Source organism: Brevibacillus sp. MER 51 (assembly GCF_023714195.1).
Classification (GTDB): domain Bacteria; phylum Bacillota; class Bacilli; order Brevibacillales; family Brevibacillaceae; genus Brevibacillus.
Window position 1 is genome coordinate 178254 of sequence record NZ_JAMAUS010000010.1, and the last position, 16854, is coordinate 195107.

Consider the following 16854-nt stretch of genomic DNA (forward strand, 5'->3'; position numbering starts at 1 on the left):
ATCCACATGAACAAAAACAAACTCGAGAAATTTTTGGCCAAGGCTAATGAACAAGCTCCGCGAAAAGAAATTACCGTAACCATCGACGGTGACGAGTGGAAGGTTCGTCAACTGAATATGTCCGAGCTGCGCGATTGCGAACGCATGGCTGACAAAGGCGAGAAAACCGACTGGTTCCTGTACAACGATGCACGTCTGGTGAAAGCCACCGAGCACGATTTCCCTTGGAATCAGGAAGAGCTCAAGAAAGCGTACAAGGTCGGCACCAAGTACGAGCTCGTCGAGAAAATTTTCCGCGACAATCCAGAAGGCTACACCAAGCTGCTCAATGCGGTCCGTGAAGTGAATGCAACCCAGACGGAAGAAGAAGCCATTGAAGAAGCAAAAAACTAATCCGATCTGACGGCGAGGCCTGGCATATTTGCCGCGCTTTTCTAAAAGGCCGAGGCCGCCCGTCGGATCTACTCGAGTACGAAGTCGATTTGTACAAGCAGAAGCTGTTTATTTTTGCTTGTCAGATGATTGAGGCGGAGGATGAGGAAAGAGCTGGGGGGTAGGTCTCCCGGCTTTTTTCGGGTTCTGCTGGGGGTAGACATCTGGGAGGACAAGGAGGTGAAAGAATGGCAGGAACAATGATGGAAACGTTTGATGCTTATAGCGGAATAGTAGGTAAATATGACGAATTCGAAAAAGGACTCCTGGGCTCACTAACTCCGATGATCGAAAAGGCTCTTGGAACAACGCTGAGTTCGGTTGCCCAAGAAGCTCAGGCGACAGAAAGAGAAAAGACACTTTTTGAAGCTGGTGGCAAAGGTAATGAGCAACTCCTGAAGATAGAAGAGACTTCCATAAAAATACGTGAACTCAACCCGGATATAAAGAAAGATCAAGCATACAGCCTCATGGCCAAAGCTGAACTTGTGCATGCAACCAATGGTTTAAAGTATGCAGAAAAAGCAGGCATGCTGAAATACACGACGCGGTTTACAGAAGATGACATCATGAAAATGATGAGCTCCATTGAGATTTCTACTGGTGATGAAAGTACCGTTAGGCAATCAAATGCGGTTCAGTATTTAAGCAACAAGGGAGGGGGAGCCGCGACTGGAAAATTTGTGGAGTCTCTGGCTCACTTCAACCTTCAGAATGGCAAATTGCTGAATACGCCTGAAAAAATGGCCGCTACCTATGTTTCAATAGGGAACCTTTTGAATGATTTTAAAACGTATGGTGCGTTGTATGAGAATGCAATGAAGATGTCGGATAATGGTGATCTCGCCGCAATTCTTGAGAAGCATTACAAGGCTCAAAATAAGAAGGATGCTAAGGCCAAGGCCGCCCAAGATATAGCAACGCTGAATCGAAGTCTCGCAACAGGGGAGAAAGAAACAATAAATATCGCCCTTGGAAAACTCCTGATGACTTTTTCTAGCATCCAGGATCAAACGTTACAACAACGTGCATTCGATGCTTTGACAGGCGATGCCGGAGTTGACGTGGCGAAGGGTCTGCGAGAAGTAAAAGATATATCTACAGGGGCTTTTGTGCCGGAAATGGGGAAAGAGAGCGCATATAAAGTAGGGAATGAAGCAGTGAATGCGCATAAGCTGTCTGCACAGAACGATGTTTATTTCAAACCTGGGCAGGCACAAGCGATGGCGAGAAACGAGGCCATGGAGATCGCGACTCTGTACGCTGAACAAATGTCTGGGATAAATACAGGGATTTCGGAAGCAGCTGAAGGAGTAATGAGTTCATTTAACTCTTTGGACGAGTCGATAAAAGGTACTGCGATTTTTGCCGGAGGATTACTACTCCTTGGTAGTGCTTTGAACATTCATACGACATCTCAACTAAAAAAATTCAGAGATCTTCGGACAACCATAGAAAAGTTTCCTCAGGAAGCAACTGGCGGGAAAAACTGTTGCTGTTGTAAGGGGAATAACCGTAATAACCGTAAATCAGGTTCCTCTTCAAAAAATAGACGTAACACGAATACTCCTAGGAGCCCACGTACGAGTGAGGTCATAGACCAGTTAGCAGATCAGTTAAAAGACCAGTTCATGAAACGCTTTCCTTTGGGGAAGCTCAAAGGTGGGCGGACAGGTAAAATCATGTTGGGCCTTGGGCTTGGGCTTGGGGGACTGTGGTTGGGTAAAGACAAGCTTATGGAGCAGTTTAATAGCTTGTCATTAGACAAACTCAAGGGTGAGTTCATGAATAAGCTTGGAGAATTGCACCCGAATAAGCTCAAAGATGGACTCATGAAAGGACTTGGGCTTGAGGGATTGTGGCTGGGTAAAGACAAGCTTGTGGAGCAGTTCAAGGGCTTGTCATTCGACCAACTCAAGGATGGGTTCATGAATAAGCTTGAAGAATTGCACCCAGGTAAACTCAAAGACAAATTTATGGAACAGTTCAAGCGTTTGCCTCTGGACAAGTTTAACTTCGGGCAGAAAAAGGTGCCCTACCTCGGAACCTTAACAAGTCTCGAAGAAGTTCTCACATCGGACAACAAACTTGACGTTGCCGCTCGTTTTGGGGCAGAGACCGTCGGTGGCTGGGCTGGAGGAAGAGTGGGAATGCTCGCCGGAGCAGCCCTTGGTTCACTCGCTACACCTGGAGCTGGTTCATTCGTCGGCGGTTTGGCTGGTGGTGTCGGTGGCAATATCGGTGGATCAATGGCAGGTGGAGCCCTATACGATTGGGTCAAATCATGGTGGCAGGACACGTCTCCTCCACAACCAGTTAGTATACAACCCTTAATCCCAGCAGTTGCTTCGATGCCAAATCGGTCACCTGTTAGCAGCATGCCAAAACAGCCCGTCTCCATCACCATTCCGCAAATTTCAGTCCCATTACACGTACAAGGCGTACTACAGGATATCCCAACCATGTTGAAAATGCTCAGCGATCCATCTGTCGCGCAGAGAATCAAAGACATCATCGAGCGCTCCCTGCTGGATGCACTAGAGACGAGGGGAGGGGTAACGACATGATCCGCCTTCAAGGCAAATACAGGCTGACATTTCCTGTCACACCTGCGGAAATCCAGTTTCGCGGCTATGGCAACGACATCGAAAGCACGACATCGATTACATTATTGTCCGGCAACCGCATCTCTTCCAGACGCCCAAAGTCTATCTCCTTTGACTTCATCTTACCCGGAGACAGTACGGCTCCCTATGTCGAGGTACAGGGCTATCAAGGGCCCAGACAGTGGCTTGCTGGATTGGACCGCTTAACGGGCTCGGAAGCACTTTTGACTATAGACGAGCTTTATCTGGCGTGGAATGTGCTCATCGGGCCATGTGACGGAAAATTCCAAGGAAAAAACGTCGATTTTCACGGCTCGATTGAGCTGCCGCTGTTTGTCAAAGACGAATTCATTACGTGGAGCAATCAGACGCAGCTTTTATCCCCCGGGGCGGTCATTACGAAACAGCAGCCAGCTCGCCCGAACACGAGCGGGAAGGTAGCCAAGAAGACGAAGAAGCAGCAAGCGGCTCCACGGATAGACAGCAAAAAGTTGGAAGATAGGAAAAGAGAGATTCACGAAAAGCTAGAAAGAGAAAACAGAATGTAACGGAGGGCAGACGAAATGAAAGTCATTTACGGAAAAGAACAGACCCGCTATGACCTGACCCCAGCCGTTACCGAGCTCTCCTGGTCCTCGGCCAGGGGACAAATTGCTCAAAACTGTGATGTGAGAATCAAGGAAGGCCCGCCGTTGCAATCGGCGGGTTTTTTGATGCTCTTTGCAGGTGCAGAGCTAAAAGAATCCCAGCAGCTTTTCCATGGCCCGCTCGTTCGTTTTGACCGGGATGATCGGACAGGAGATTTATCTGCAACAGCATATGAGTTGGGCTGGTATTTGCAAAAAAACGAAATTTCCAGACTCAAGCTGGACGGGGATGCAGGAACAGAGCTTGCGCGAATTATCAAGTCGGCAGGTATCAATTTTAGCTGCCCGGCGTTCGGCTTTACGGTCAAAGAGAGAATCTCATCACAATCATACACGTCTCTCTTTACATCACTGACAGAGCAAGCCTATGAAAAGACGGGCATCCGCTATTTCGTGCAATACCAGCGCGATAAGCTGACGGTACTGCCCGAGGGGAAAAACAGTATTATCCCGATGTTCAAGGCTAGTTTACTCGCAAGTAGCTCGACGGGAGAGAGTATCGAGGATGTATACACCGTTGTAACAGTAGAGCGCTACCGGGATGATCGGGTCGTGAGCAGTGCAACGAAATCTAACGATAGCCTGGTCAAACAAATCGGTCGCATGCAAAAAGTCATCGACGCAGGTGAGGACAAAAATGTAGCGGGAATGGCAGCCAAGCAGCTTGCGGAGTTGTCCAAAATTCCTAAGACACGCTCCATTTCGGTTAGGCACGAGGATGAGAATGCTGCTAGACTACGCGCTGGTTGGCTCATCAAGATCATGGAAAAAGACAATAAAACCATCACGGATTGGATCGTCACCAACTGCCAAGCGCGTTGGCAGGGCGGTCAATACACAATGGATCTCCAATTGGAAAGGAGGACGTAAGGGATGCATTCCGTTATTGCAAAACTGAGAGGGCACGCGCAGGACGGCATTGAGAATACGCAAGGGGAGTTCGGCAAGCTTTTGTCGCTGTCGCCCTTGTCTGTAAAGCTCGACGAGGACCCGACACCCTTGGAGCCGTATGAGCTGTCTGTACTGCGTTCTGTCCGATTGTTGCCAGAAGATGTGGGCAAAAAAGTAGCGTTGTTGCGATGCAACAACGAACAATACCTCCTGCTTGGGGTGGTGGAGTAATGTTTCCAGAGCTGAACGGAGACGAAATACAACTGGTTCAATCTCCAGATAACCCGATTCCATGGACATATAAATTCGACTGGACCACTAAACAATTGATGCAGGGGCCAGATGGTCGTTATTTGCGGACGACTACCTATGCGGAGTATTTGGAAGAGACAGCAAAGAAAATCCTGAATACGCGTCGTTTCCGGTATGAGATTTACTCGGAACGATACGGCGTAGACTTTCTATACGATACTGGAAGGATGCGCTCGGGCATTTCATTGCCAGCAATTAAGACGCAAGCACAAGAGGCGCTAGAGGCTCACAGTGAGATAGAGCGTGCGGAAGTGGTAGACATTCGATTTGAGAACAATGGGGTCATTTTTTCGCTCGAAATTGAGGGCATGAGAGGGACAACTAGGACGGAGGTGAATACATGGCAACGTTAGACAAACCAGAAATGCCGATTCTCAGGGAAACCCCGGATCAGATTTATCAGCGGATGGCAAATCGGATGGCGCTGATAGCACAAAAGCGTGGAGAGACGCCACCAGCGACGGAAGAGGGAGAAGTCTTTTATGACCTCGGTTATCCGATCGCAGAGGAGATCAGCGATCAGCAGCAGTTATTTGAGTACGGTTTTCTCCAGCGGTTTCTACCCTGGGCAGAGGGGGAATTTCTGGATGCTACGGGCGTATTCTTCGGCTTGTCTCGCAATGAGGGAGAGACAGACGATGCTTACCGACAACGCCTCATTGATCGAGCCCGCACAGAAGAAGGAGACGGCAGACGCCAAGATTACGAGCGGTGGGCGCGAAATGTAGATGGGGTAGGAGGAGCAGTTGCTATCGAGAAGGCGCGGCATGACCTATCTATCGACGTGTATATCACAGACCTGACAGGCAACCCTGCGGGGCAGGAACTGGCTACGAGTGTACGGACGAAACTGGAAGACAAACGCAGGGCCTTGCATGACTTGCAGGTGTTACCCGCGAAAGTGTATCCGGTGACTATCGCTGTAAAACTTGCTTTGCGACCAGATGCGGAAATCGAGAAGGTCAAAGACCAAATTACTAAGCAAATCAAAACCTACCTAAAAGGGCGTTCTCAGATCGTGTACCAGCAGATCGGAGCGCTCTTTTTCGTGGATGGGGTAATAGATTTCACGGGCTACACCTTAAACGGCGCGGAATTGAATTTGACGGTGCCTGCTGACTCTGTATCGACTCTAACCATGGCGGTGACAACATGATTCCAGAACGCTATCGGCGGATGCTGCCGCCGCAATGGTACGAGAATAAAATGGCGGAATATCACTTTGAAGGTGCAGGGACAGTTGTAGATGCTTTCAATTTGGAGCGTGAGGACATCCTACAGCAGTTTAGCCCATGGTCAGCTACTTGGGGGCTGGATGTCTGGGATTGGATTTATTTCGGGAGAAAGCAATTGCTGAGTGTGGAGGAACGGCGAAAGAATATCCAGCAAAAGCACTGGTCATATCTTGGATTTACCCCAAGCGTGCTGCGTGCAATTGGTTTGAGTTCCTCGTCATTCAAGCATGTCCAAATGGTCGAGGATTACGGCAAAAAGGTGATTCGGTACGTCTACCCGATTGAGGACCGATTCGATACAAAGAATGCTGTTCAAGCTGTTGAGAGAATCAGGCCAGTTCATTGTAATGGAGTCGCTTTTGAACCAGTTGTGTCGGAGAAGATCGTGCTGCGAGATGTCTTAGTGGTTGGGATAAAGGAGTATCACAAGGTCAGTGAGTTTCGTATCGGGATGACACCAATCAAGCGTTACGAGGAGGTCGTGAAATGATCCTGCCAAGCTATCTTCAAACCGTCCGGAATGACCTGCTGGCTAGGGTGTCGGGCGGCGACATTTTGATAAACGGCTCAGTTTCAGTGCCTGTCCAGGCTGTGGAGATTACTTCGCATCCGATTGCAGGCATAAAAGACGGAATTGCTTTACAAGTATCTGCCCAACATGTCGCCAGCGTGCCAGTAATCACGAGCGCAAAGTTGAGGACCAGAACGGGAGCGGTCGTTGCTGAGAAGACAGGAAACATTGAAATGAACGGGGCGCAGTTCGTAAACCTGACCTTTGTTATAGAAGCGAGAGGAGGGGTGTAAGTGTCCTATGTAGCGAAAACGGACTGGAAGCAGGATGATCCGGTAACAGAAGTGGACATTAATCGTTGGGAGCGAGGCATTGCGGATGCTCATGCAGAGCTAGCTGTTCTGATGGCAGATGTATCAAACCTAAAAGTACGAGTGAATACAATCGAATCCACCTTGCCGGACGGATTCGTACACAACAATTTCAACGATGACCTGTCTACTATCAGTTTTATCAGGGTGATTCGGGGCTACTATAACGAGGCGCAGATTCGATTGGAGGTTTAGATAGTAGAAACCGGAATGAGGCGCAAGAACGGACATTTTCGGAAGAGCCAGCACCAATAACACATATGTCCCAGGTCCATCCGACACAATCATGCGTCACACGATCATAGTAACAGAACGATAGGAGGTAAAGCATGCCTGTAATCAACCTGACGTACTCAAATAGCATCACAGGAGATTCGTATGTAACCAGCAACAGCCCGAATAACTCGTTTGTAGGACAAGCCGCAAGCGCGTTTGGAAAAAGCACGAATGGATCAGCGCAATATTTTTCGTATATCAACTTTGACTTGGGCACGTTGCCGACCAATGCCATAATCAACTCCGCAAAACTAACGCTGACTAGATTTAGTGGAACCGGATCAGGAACATACCAATTTGTCGCTACGATGGTTACGTCTCCATGGAAAAATGAAGAATTGACATTTAACAACCAACCAACTCTAGGGACATCAAAAGTACAGGATGTATTCTCAACCGGAACATCCCCTGTCGTTATGGATATTGCCCCGCTTGTTAGAGAGTGGATTTCTTGCAAAAGTGTCAACTTTGGCATCCGACTTAGTCTGGTGAACGACAACGACTACTTAGACTTCACGTATCACAACTCTCGCGCTAGCGACCTTAACTACGCTCCTCGTTTGATCGTTGATTACACAGTGCCAGAAAACCGCGAAGACGTATATATCGTTAACAAGGTATCGCAAAACGGAAGCGGAACATCGTTTTCCCCGACGCTACCGACTGGATATACGGACAAGGACTACATCATAACCTCGGTCATTATCGAGAATAAGAGTGAAGCTATCAACATCGCAGGTGACTGGGAAGTTATCCATGATGTGGTACAGAACTACCGACACATCCTTTTGCGCAAGATCGTTTCTGGTAACGGTGTGGTTACTCCTCCAACGTTTTCGACGACCAACTCTGTTCCTTACCGAGTAGGCTCTATGATTTACAGGAACGTTGACGTTATGACTCCGGTTCAGATAAGAAATGACGGTTTGTTTGCTAGGGTGACAACTGTCCCTGATGCTCAATCAATGAGGTCTGGTGCCATGTTCGTCGGCATCATGTCATTGGAAGCAAATACACCTCCGTTAACAACAAACCCAAAAGGGTACGAAATCTATAGCTTGCCATGGACATCAACTCGTACACAGTGGGCAACCAGAAACCTTATGGCTAGAACTGCATTAACAACAGAGGAACGGACGTTCAATTACGTAGACAACGCTAGGTTCGTAAACTTTGCTTTCGTCTTGGAGGCTAAATACAACCAGGCGCCAACACCTCCAACGAACGTAACGATGGACAAGACCTCGTACAACGTAGGGGAAAAAATGCAGATAAGCTTCACGATGGGAACAGACCCAGAGGGCGGAACCGTCATGGCTAGGGTTGAACAATACAACCCCGGAAAAGGTGCGTGGGAGTTCATAGGCAACACACCTACATCTCCAACGATATTCAATTGCTCTGCGATGTTGGATACAACAGAATCTAAGATTCGAGTGTATACCGAGGATGACAAAGGTATGTTGTCTACCCCGACAGAAACAACCGCGTTTTCTGTAAAGCAAAGAAACGGAGCCATAACCGTTCCTACAGAAATCGCTAGTGGAAGCTACTATAACATATCATCAGCACCTATAATGCGTTTTGACAACGGGTGGTTTGGTCATGTTGTTAGGGATGCGGCTGGAACAATTGGTTACCTCAGAATGAGTAAGGACGGAGGGAAGAACTGGGGTAATTACGGATACTTCAATGGATTGCTCACGAAGGGTTGGAGTACTGTTTCTAACGGAAACATGCTGTACATCGTTTGTCAGCAAGCTACCACGATGGTTTCCATGCTTTCTATAGACGTTACTCAATTGTCTCTCAACGGAACGATCCCCGGCAGTTGGTACAGCGCTCACAGTGTCGTTGACACAAATAGTTTCAGTTTGGCGTTTAATAAAGTGAAGAATACACTTTCGATCGTTTTTACAGCAAAACAATCAGGATTGCCAAACGCTTTCAACATCGTAAGGGGTGAAGCTGATTTAAAAGATGACGGAACTATAAAAGGGTTCTTGGGTTTCAAAAGTCTATCAAACTCCAATGCGACAAACGTAACGTTCAGTAATGTGAATCACGACATTTCTCACGATGGAACTAGAGAGTCTATAGTTTACAGAGAAATGAACGGAACATTAGCTTACATGGGTTCAATCTACAGCTTGCTAAGCTCTAACTCTTGGAGTTCAAAGATCATATACAACGCATCATCAGGGACGATCATAAACCCAACGGTTAGGTTTTCTCCGGGAGGCATTGTAAACTTCTTTGCTGGGGTGTCTGTTGTTGGGATTGTAAAGGCGCTATACTGTAGGTCTTTAGATAATATGTCAACGGTACAAAGTTATGTCGACCTAGGGAATTGCACAGACGTAGCGATGGCTGTAGACAAAGAAAATGCGGTGTACGTATACATTTCAAACGGAAATACCTTGTACATGACTTCATCTACAGATGGATTCGCAACATTCCCGGCATCTAAAGTGCTTACAAGCGAAGTTATAATTCCGATCCAAAACTCCATATCCCCCTTTAGAGAAACATCGCTAAAGACAGTTACGACAGTGCCGCCAATTGCGTTCCGACAACAACGACCTTCCGACAGTGCGCAAATGGTTTCTTTCTTGGGTACTTGGCAAGTAGCTGAGCCTCCAGTAGTTACGCTGAGTTCTCCCGCAAACGGAATGCAACTGATAGAAGGTCAGAACTACATCGTTACAGGCGAGACGCTGTGCAAGAGCGCAGGAGCAGTAGTTAACGTAAAGATCGCCGTAGGTGCCATAACTACCACGATTGATTCGTATGTTAGCGACGGAACAACTCCAAGGTCATTCAGCAAGACGTTAACTTACAAAAACAAGCAATTGTTCGACGGTTCTACTCCAGTATCTTTTGTACTAAGCGAGTCTGTACAGTACACTATGATTGTATCTGCTACCGATACGACAAACACAGTGAATTCGTTGCCTGTATATCGAGACTTCACCGTCAAGTACAACATGCCGCCAGTCATCAGCGGAACAAATCAAGACCTCGGCGCGTTCACACAAATTCCAAGCGTGAACTATTCAGCCACCGATCCAGAGGGCAACACTTTCACTTTTAGCGAGTATCTGAACGGCAAACAAATCAGGTCGTTTGCAGGCGTAGCCGGACAACAATACACAGTTGAAATTAGCCATGACGCTTGGATTCGATTGGACTTGGACATGCAGCATCAAATCAAGATCGTTGCCACGGACAGCGCAGGAATATCATCCGAACGGATCTACACATTCACCCGAAAAGAGACCCATATCGAATTTATGCTAGAGTACGGAAATCCAGACATTAAAGCAGACTTCACATTGGACGGTATGCCATTACGTGTATTAGTGACACTTGAAAGATACTTGCCAGAAGGCTCGTCCATTGAAAGTGTGAAAGTCTGCAATAACTACTTAGATGATGTACCTACATGGGAAGATTGCACAGGGGCAGTAAAGGGAAATCGAGGCTATTTGTTCACCAATAAGGTTAAAACAGCTCCCGAATGGGCTATTAATCTATGGGTGACAATCGACAAAGGAACAGCAAAGGAACGTGTACTTCTAAATGGTTATGGGGGGGCGTTCGATTAATGAAAATGCAAAATAAAGAAGCTATTTCAGAGATTAGAAAGCAGCAACAAACCGATCCAGTAATGACAATGGGACAGGAGCTTTCCTCACTCAAAATTAGCAACATCCAAAAGGATGCGTTAATCCAGACAATGGGTGAACAGCTAGCCCAGGTTAAGCTTGAGCTCATCCAATTAAAAGGAGGTGCTAACTGATGGCATTTTGGAAGTTGGCATTTAGCAAGAAGTGGGTCACAGTAGAAAAGCTGCGGCTAGCAGTAAAAACTACATCCAATCCTTTTGGAGAAATCTCGCCAGAAGAATTCAAGCAAATTACCAACCAAGATTTTTGAGCTACGACTAATTTTTATACACAGATAATTTAAGTCAGCCCCGTAATTAACGGGGCTATTTTTATTCCCTTAAGGGGCGAGGAGGTACGAACCTATGAAATCCCTACACAGCCTAGACACCATCGCAACCCCAGCAAACGCCTGGGCGACAACAGCAGGTGCAATCGTGTCGCCCGCCTTTCACTATCTATACGGCACCAACCGCCAAGACATCCTCATCGTCCTCTTCTTCATGATCGTCCTCGACTGGATCACAGGCATCTCCGCCGCCAAAAAAGACCAATCCTACTCCTCCGACTACGGCCTGTCCCGAATCCCCCGCACCTTATTCCTCATGGCCCTACCAGCCGTAGCCAATCTCCTAGACCGCGTCATGGGCACCCCGGGCTTCTTGTTCTACGGCGTCACCTTCGGCCTCATCTACCACACCTGGACAAGCCTGACCGCCAATGCCCACCGCGCAGGCTGGCCGATGCCCAAATCCATCGAGAGATTAGTCAGCGCCGAAATCAAGGCAAAGGCTGAACGAGCCAAACGAAAGGAGTCCTAGTAAACGATGAATATCACCGAGATGCTTTTGACCAACGTAAATTCCCGCCCCAAAAAGAAGATCGTCCCAAAAGGAGTCGTCATCCACTGGACGGCCAACGAGCGCAGTGGGGCGAATGCCACCGCAAACCGAAACTACTTCAACAAACCAACGACAGTAGCTAGTGCTCATTACATCGTGGACGACAAGCAAATCATTCGCTGTCTACCCGAGGACGAGATGGGCTACCACGTCGGGGCGCAGACTTATTCACAGGCCGCCTTGACCAAATTGAGCAACTACCCGAACAACTGCACGATTGGGATTGAAATGTGCGTCAATGCAGATGGAAGCTTTGCGAAAATGTACGAGCAAACAGTGGCACTGACCGCGGATATCTTGAAGCGACATGGCTGGGGAGTCGAGCACCTGTGGCGTCATTACGACATTACGGGGAAAAACTGCCCGGCCTTTTTTGTCGTCAATACGACCGCGCAAGCCTATACGGGAATGCCAGCGAAGGACGCATGGGCAAAGTTTCAACAGGATGTCCACAGGTTTCTCACAGCTTATCCACAAAAACCACAGCCCGATGTGGATAAGTGCGCAGTTGAACTGACACTTACCTCCACAGGAAAACTAATCGATGATGTTTCCTATGTACCCATCCGAATGATTGCGGAGGCAGTGGGTGGAGCAGTGGAATGGGAGCCTTCTACGCAAAAAGTGACCGTGAACGGACAGGAAGTCTCCTATGTAAACGACCAGGGAACTGCTTTTGCAAAAACAAGAGAGCTTGCTGCCTTACTAGGACTGCAAGTGGAGTGGGACGAGCCGAGAAAAGCGGTCGTATTGAAGAAATAAAAGAAAAGCCGCAGATTCCGTCTGCGACTTTTTCCATACATACTTTTACTCAATCCGAATCTGAATGATATCCGCTGCACTCAAGACAGCGCTTGGCTTCGTCTCCTTCTTATTCAGGCGAATATGCCCGTCCTTGATCTTGCGGACAATCTGGCTGCGGCTCCAGCCTTCTATCTGTTCGGACAGCAGTTTGTCTAGGCGGAAGCGGGCCTCTGCGCTCTCGATTCGAATCGTCACTATCTGAACGCCCTTTTCCTGGTATTTATGCAAGGGGAGTATAGGGAGGGGCGCGATCTCTTCACTGAACTCCGTATCCGGCACCTCCCGATGATCTGTAAAGGCTTTATAGATGGCGAGCTTTTCGTTCCACGTATGATTTTTTTCGCATTTATAGATAGCGAAGCGATAGATGTTTTTGCCGTTTGCGTTGTGGCGGCGGATGTTTGTATCGAAGAAGAGAACGGTTCGCCCACAATTGCTGCAATATCGCCGCACTGGCTGATTCTCATGATTTTCACGTAATACCCACGTATGCTCGATGGTATGCATGGTCCTTCACCTCGTCTAAAAAGTGAAAGGAACGCATCTGCTATTTGGATGTCCTGTAGGGCAGGTCTGTTTTTGAACACAAAAAAACGGAGATTCCCCATAGCGAACCTCCGTTAGGATATACACCTACAGATTTCGTTACGTTCCTTTGTAATGGGAAAAAAGGGCAGACTGCACCTGTGCGAAAAACCGTTTGTTTTCCGAAGGGCAAGCTATCCAGTTTTTTAGGCCATTACAAAGTAGTTGTTGGCATAAGTAGTTACCGTACCTTTCCATCCAAATAGACCTGTCGCCAGCATACCATATAATGGGTTAATTTCCAAGGGGGATCGTATTGTTGATGACAGGAGGACGAGTGGTTTTCACGCGTAAAGGAGCGGAGCCATAGATTTGCTTCATCCAGGTTCGCGCTTCCGCAAAGTCACTCTCCCGATAGAGATGAAAAGCGGGATGGTGTGTATCCACAAAAAGGGACAAACCCAAAGCCTGCGCCCGGACGCAGAAATGACGGTCCTCTCCCCAGAAGCTCAGGTTTGAAATTTGCCTAAAGCTGACGCCAGCTTGCAGCGCTTTTCTGCGGATGAGGGTGCAGGCTCCCAAACCACCTACCTCATATACGCCGGGGACACGTAGTTGTCCGTAGAAAGCGTATTTCCGCAGGTATTGTTCTTCCAAGGAAATTTGTTCATGGCGTGCGCATTCGAATTGGGTGTATTCGTCTTTGAGCCACACCTGAGGGACGGGGACGGTATCTGGTGTCCAGCTCGTCCAGAAGATTTCAGATATGATCTCTTTGTCAGAGGCGAGCAAAACTTCCAAAGTGGCTGGCTGGAGAAGCAAATCCGAATCGATGAGGAAGAGGGCATCGTAATCTTGGTGTTTGGCGCGGGCGATCATTTCGTCTTTGAATCCAGCGACCTTCCATACGAGTGCTTCGCTCCAGTAATGGGCCTTCTCATCGCATGTGTAAGGATGGAGGTTGCCAGCAGCGGGGATAATGTCGACCTGGCCCGTGTATTTGTCTGCAAAGTTTTGAAGGATATTGCTCGAATGCGGATCGTTATTGTCATCGACGAACAAATAATGCAACGTCAAGTTTGAGGTCGACAACCTTTCTAACGAAAACAAAAACATCCGGAGAACATCTGGTTTCTGACAAACTGGACTGCCAATTAGCACGCTTGTTTTCACACTCATAGCACCACCTCCCGCTTTTTTCCGAAGTGCGAAGCATGTATGGAGCTCGCTGTGTAATCGTAGACAAGGGATTCATGTGTCTTGCCCATGCGCTCCATGCATCGTCCCAAAAAGTGAAAAGCGTAAAAGCTCCCCATTCCTTGCTCACTAAAATGCTCCCACTGATTGTCCCCGATCTCCAAGCAATACTCAAAAGCTTTTACCGCCTCAGCATACAGACCATGCTCCATCAGGAAAACGCCTTTGTAAAAATGAAGGTCTACGTAATTGGGGTAGATTTGAATAGCTCGTGCAATCCCCGGCCATGCTCCGTGCATGCTACCATGCTGGAAAAGAATATCGAATTTCAGCTTGTAGCAAATGGACGGGGGAGGTTTTTGGGTGGTTAAAAAGCCTTTCATTGCTTGATTCACCAGTGTAAATGCATATTCAAATTGTTTGGCGCGAAAAAATTCGTTTGCGAGATGGTAATCGCACCACGGGTCTTGCCTGGATTTCTTTCTTTCGTGACGTAAGAGCCTCAAGTTGCGCAAAGCTTTTTGTTTTCGTTGAACGGCATCGTCCATATATCCGAGATGGTGAATATGTACAGGTAGCAAAGGGATGGAGATATCTCTCGAAGCGGTGGAGGGCCATTGGAGCACTTCATGTATGTCGCGCACAAATCGAAATCCTTTTTTGTTGCGAAATAAGCGGACTTGCCCGGATCGGTAGGCGGAGTGGCGCGAAGCTTGCTCCTTTTGCGAGCCAGTGTAATGGATCATTTTCATAAAAAAGGCGTCGCTTTTGCTGGCACTTATAGCTTGACGAAGCACCCCCGGCTTTTCTTCTTGTACGATTTCATCTGCATCCAGCCATAAAATCCACTCTCCCTTGGCAACCTGCAATCCGGCGTTTCTCGCTTTCGCAAAGCTGTTTTCCCAAGGAATCTCCAGAACTTTCGCCCCGTATTTCCGACAAATATCCTGTGTACCATCGGTTGATCCTGTATCGATAACAATGATCTCGTCTGCCACCATATGCACGCTGGACAGGCATGCTTCGATCTGGTCTGCTTCGTCTTTGACGATCATGCATAGGGAAAGGAGAGGCGGGCTCATTTGATGATCACCTTCTTTTCGGTGTTGTCAGAACATATTGTTACACCATATTCGTGTGGGGAGATGGTTATGAAAGTACGGATACATAAAGGGGGATGGAAGGAAATAGGATGTTGAGAAAATGATTTTCTGGGGAGGGGGCGATCTGCATGTTCACGGTTAGCTTGTGCATGATCGTTCGGGATGAGGAAGAATCACTCGGTCGATGCTTGTCGACGGTCTACGATTTGGTGGATGAAATCATTATTGTCGATTCAGGGTCGATAGATCGGACCAAAGAAATTGCATTGACCTATGGTGCACAACTGTTTGATTTTACCTGGGTGGACGATTTTTCAGCAGCTCGTAACTTTGCTTTTGCGCAAGCCAAGATGACGTACATTTTTTGGCTGGATGCGGACGATGTGCTTTTGGAAGCGGATCGGGAACGTTTTGCAGCACTGAAGGCCGTGGACAATTTCGATTACGACAGTGTCTCGATGCCGTACCACTTAACGGTAGATGAACGAGGGAAGCCGGTTCACTATTTGCGGAGAAATCGCCTCGTCAAAAGGAAGTGTAACTTTGTTTGGCATGGGGCAGTTCACGAGTATTTGGCTGTTGCGGGGGATATTCTGCACAGCGAAATCGCCATTACTCACCAAAAAAATAAGCCGTACACAGACCGGAATTTGCAAATTTATGTAAAGCGCAAGGAAAAAGGCGAGGTTTTTGAACCGCGTGACCAATTTTATTTTGCAAATGAACTGTTCGATCATGCGAGGTACGAAGAGGCGGCTGAGCAGTATCAGTTATTTTTGGACGGAGGCTTGGGCTGGATCGAGGATCAAATATGGGCGTGCCAGAAGCAGTCAGAGTGTTACGCTCACTTGAAACAGCCTGAAAAACAGATCCAATCCTTGACCAGGACACTTGCGATTGACCTTCCGCGTGCGGAGATTTGCTGCAGGATGGGGGCTTTTTTTGTGGAGAAGCAGGATTTCCCAAAGGCCATTTACTGGTACCGACAAGCGACATTATTGGAGCGGCCACAAGATTCCATGGGGAAGGTAGATGAATCGGCATGGACGTGGCTGCCTCATATACAGCTATGCTACTGCTACGATCGAATCGGGGATCAGCGAAAGGCTAAAATTCATCACGACATGGCAAAGCTATTTTACCCGACACATCCAAGTGTAGCGTACAACGAAGCTTATTTTGCAAGACTGGAGCAATTGGATTCGGTGGAACAATAGATGGCTATACTCCTTCTTGGTTGTTCGTATTGTATGGGGGAAGCTGTTATTTTGCTCGGGTCTTCTTTACAAAATAGAATCGATCCTCGTTGATTAAAGAAGGAGATTTTCCATCCGTTACTGGTAAAAGCTGCACGACAGTTTGTTGGAATCCCTT

General features: G+C 47.7%; 19 protein-coding genes. 16 read left to right on the plus strand and 3 right to left on the minus strand.

All coding sequences use genetic code 11. The annotated features are described in order from the left end of the window. Positions 1-6 precede the first annotated feature (6 nt). The 15 genes from M3630_RS21205 (at position 7) to M3630_RS21275 (ending at position 12613) form a co-directional block, all read left to right on the plus strand. The gene (locus M3630_RS21205; protein WP_251253406.1) at positions 7-393 is read left to right on the plus strand and encodes a phage tail assembly chaperone; all 387 of its coding nucleotides are present in this window, start codon (positions 7-9) and stop codon (positions 391-393) included. A gap of 227 nt (positions 394-620) precedes the next feature. After that, entirely contained in the window at positions 621-2999 is a 2379-nt protein-coding gene (locus M3630_RS21210) for a hypothetical protein (protein WP_251253407.1), read from the plus strand. After that, positions 2996-3586 (plus strand): hypothetical protein, encoded by a 591-nt coding sequence (locus M3630_RS21215; RefSeq protein ID WP_251253408.1) that lies wholly within the window; start codon positions 2996-2998, stop codon positions 3584-3586. The genes M3630_RS21210 and M3630_RS21215 overlap by 4 nt, the downstream gene beginning before the upstream one ends. Before the next feature lie 15 nt (positions 3587-3601). Then, a complete protein-coding gene (locus M3630_RS21220) occupies positions 3602-4555 on the plus strand; it encodes an XkdQ/YqbQ family protein (RefSeq protein WP_219663453.1) in 954 nt (317 codons plus the stop codon). 3 nt (positions 4556-4558) lie between these two features. Continuing rightward, complete coding sequence (locus tag M3630_RS21225; RefSeq protein ID WP_251253409.1) at positions 4559-4807, plus strand: hypothetical protein; 249 nt, start codon at positions 4559-4561, stop codon at positions 4805-4807. Beyond that, positions 4807-5241: a DUF2634 domain-containing protein gene (locus M3630_RS21230; protein ID WP_251253410.1), complete on the plus strand. Its 435-nt coding sequence runs from the start codon at positions 4807-4809 to the stop codon at positions 5239-5241. The genes M3630_RS21225 and M3630_RS21230 overlap by 1 nt, the downstream gene beginning before the upstream one ends. Then, complete coding sequence (locus tag M3630_RS21235; RefSeq protein WP_251253411.1) at positions 5229-6044, plus strand: baseplate J/gp47 family protein; 816 nt, start codon at positions 5229-5231, stop codon at positions 6042-6044. Before M3630_RS21230 ends, M3630_RS21235 begins: the two co-directional genes overlap by 13 nt. After that, entirely contained in the window at positions 6041-6613 is a 573-nt protein-coding gene (locus tag M3630_RS21240; RefSeq protein ID WP_251253412.1) for a YmfQ family protein, read from the plus strand. The genes M3630_RS21235 and M3630_RS21240 overlap by 4 nt, the downstream gene beginning before the upstream one ends. Further along, the gene (locus M3630_RS21245) at positions 6610-6927 is read left to right on the plus strand and encodes a hypothetical protein (protein WP_251253413.1); all 318 of its coding nucleotides are present in this window, start codon (positions 6610-6612) and stop codon (positions 6925-6927) included. Before M3630_RS21240 ends, M3630_RS21245 begins: the two co-directional genes overlap by 4 nt. Beyond that, positions 6928-7200: a hypothetical protein gene (locus M3630_RS21250; RefSeq protein ID WP_251253414.1), complete on the plus strand. Its 273-nt coding sequence runs from the start codon at positions 6928-6930 to the stop codon at positions 7198-7200. It begins immediately after the preceding gene. A gap of 134 nt (positions 7201-7334) precedes the next feature. After that, a complete protein-coding gene (locus tag M3630_RS21255; protein WP_251253415.1) occupies positions 7335-10889 on the plus strand; it encodes a DNRLRE domain-containing protein in 3555 nt (1184 codons plus the stop codon). Next, a complete protein-coding gene (locus tag M3630_RS21260) occupies positions 10889-11083 on the plus strand; it encodes an XkdW family protein (protein WP_197240083.1) in 195 nt (64 codons plus the stop codon). Before M3630_RS21255 ends, M3630_RS21260 begins: the two co-directional genes overlap by 1 nt. Then, positions 11083-11220 (plus strand): XkdX family protein, encoded by a 138-nt coding sequence (locus M3630_RS21265; protein WP_251253416.1) that lies wholly within the window; start codon positions 11083-11085, stop codon positions 11218-11220. Before M3630_RS21260 ends, M3630_RS21265 begins: the two co-directional genes overlap by 1 nt. Positions 11221-11314: 94 nt before the next feature. Then, on the plus strand, positions 11315-11770 hold the full coding sequence (locus M3630_RS21270; protein WP_088909473.1) for a phage holin family protein: 456 nt from the start codon (positions 11315-11317) through the stop codon (positions 11768-11770). A gap of 6 nt (positions 11771-11776) precedes the next feature. Next, positions 11777-12613 carry an N-acetylmuramoyl-L-alanine amidase gene (locus M3630_RS21275; RefSeq protein ID WP_251253417.1) on the plus strand — a complete coding sequence of 279 codons (837 nt, stop codon included), beginning with the start codon at positions 11777-11779 and terminating at the stop codon, positions 12611-12613. A gap of 45 nt (positions 12614-12658) precedes the next feature. Here the strand turns inward: M3630_RS21275 and M3630_RS21280 are convergent, their stop codons facing one another. From M3630_RS21280 to M3630_RS21290, 3 genes are all read right to left on the minus strand, one after another. Further along, entirely contained in the window at positions 12659-13162 is a 504-nt protein-coding gene (locus tag M3630_RS21280) for a S4 domain-containing protein (RefSeq protein WP_251253418.1), read from the minus strand. A gap of 312 nt (positions 13163-13474) precedes the next feature. Continuing rightward, positions 13475-14359 (minus strand): glycosyltransferase family 2 protein, encoded by an 885-nt coding sequence (locus tag M3630_RS21285; protein ID WP_251253419.1) that lies wholly within the window; start codon positions 14357-14359, stop codon positions 13475-13477. Further along, positions 14356-15459, minus strand: coding sequence for a glycosyltransferase family 2 protein (locus tag M3630_RS21290; RefSeq protein WP_251253420.1), 1104 nt, complete (start codon positions 15457-15459; stop codon positions 14356-14358). The genes M3630_RS21285 and M3630_RS21290 overlap by 4 nt, the downstream gene beginning before the upstream one ends. Before the next feature lie 149 nt (positions 15460-15608). Between M3630_RS21290 and M3630_RS21295 the strand changes: the two genes are divergently transcribed. Continuing rightward, on the plus strand, positions 15609-16697 hold the full coding sequence (locus M3630_RS21295) for a glycosyltransferase family 2 protein (RefSeq protein ID WP_251253421.1): 1089 nt from the start codon (positions 15609-15611) through the stop codon (positions 16695-16697). The last annotated feature ends 157 nt before the right edge of the window (positions 16698-16854 follow it).

What these genes read in the sequence shown, in the direction of transcription:
- M3630_RS21230 (WP_251253410.1), top strand. Translation starts at nt 4,807, where the DNA reads ATGTTTCCAGAGCTGAACGGAGACGAAATACAACTGGTTCAATCTCCA.
- M3630_RS21210 (WP_251253407.1), top strand. Translation starts at nt 621, where the DNA reads ATGGCAGGAACAATGATGGAAACGTTTGATGCTTATAGCGGAATAGTA.
- M3630_RS21275 (WP_251253417.1), top strand. Translation starts at nt 11,777, where the DNA reads ATGAATATCACCGAGATGCTTTTGACCAACGTAAATTCCCGCCCCAAA.
- M3630_RS21290 (WP_251253420.1), bottom strand. Translation starts at nt 15,459, where the DNA reads ATGAGCCCGCCTCTCCTTTCCCTATGCATGATCGTCAAAGACGAAGCA.
- M3630_RS21280 (WP_251253418.1), bottom strand. Translation starts at nt 13,162, where the DNA reads ATGCATACCATCGAGCATACGTGGGTATTACGTGAAAATCATGAGAAT.
- M3630_RS21215 (WP_251253408.1), top strand. Translation starts at nt 2,996, where the DNA reads ATGATCCGCCTTCAAGGCAAATACAGGCTGACATTTCCTGTCACACCT.
- M3630_RS21295 (WP_251253421.1), top strand. Translation starts at nt 15,609, where the DNA reads ATGTTCACGGTTAGCTTGTGCATGATCGTTCGGGATGAGGAAGAATCA.
- M3630_RS21245 (WP_251253413.1), top strand. Translation starts at nt 6,610, where the DNA reads ATGATCCTGCCAAGCTATCTTCAAACCGTCCGGAATGACCTGCTGGCT.
- M3630_RS21240 (WP_251253412.1), top strand. Translation starts at nt 6,041, where the DNA reads ATGATTCCAGAACGCTATCGGCGGATGCTGCCGCCGCAATGGTACGAG.
- M3630_RS21265 (WP_251253416.1), top strand. Translation starts at nt 11,083, where the DNA reads ATGGCATTTTGGAAGTTGGCATTTAGCAAGAAGTGGGTCACAGTAGAA.
- M3630_RS21235 (WP_251253411.1), top strand. Translation starts at nt 5,229, where the DNA reads ATGGCAACGTTAGACAAACCAGAAATGCCGATTCTCAGGGAAACCCCG.
- M3630_RS21255 (WP_251253415.1), top strand. Translation starts at nt 7,335, where the DNA reads ATGCCTGTAATCAACCTGACGTACTCAAATAGCATCACAGGAGATTCG.
- M3630_RS21225 (WP_251253409.1), top strand. Translation starts at nt 4,559, where the DNA reads ATGCATTCCGTTATTGCAAAACTGAGAGGGCACGCGCAGGACGGCATT.
- M3630_RS21260 (WP_197240083.1), top strand. Translation starts at nt 10,889, where the DNA reads ATGAAAATGCAAAATAAAGAAGCTATTTCAGAGATTAGAAAGCAGCAA.
- M3630_RS21285 (WP_251253419.1), bottom strand. Translation starts at nt 14,359, where the DNA reads ATGAGTGTGAAAACAAGCGTGCTAATTGGCAGTCCAGTTTGTCAGAAA.
- M3630_RS21270 (WP_088909473.1), top strand. Translation starts at nt 11,315, where the DNA reads ATGAAATCCCTACACAGCCTAGACACCATCGCAACCCCAGCAAACGCC.
- M3630_RS21220 (WP_219663453.1), top strand. Translation starts at nt 3,602, where the DNA reads ATGAAAGTCATTTACGGAAAAGAACAGACCCGCTATGACCTGACCCCA.
- M3630_RS21205 (WP_251253406.1), top strand. Translation starts at nt 7, where the DNA reads ATGAACAAAAACAAACTCGAGAAATTTTTGGCCAAGGCTAATGAACAA.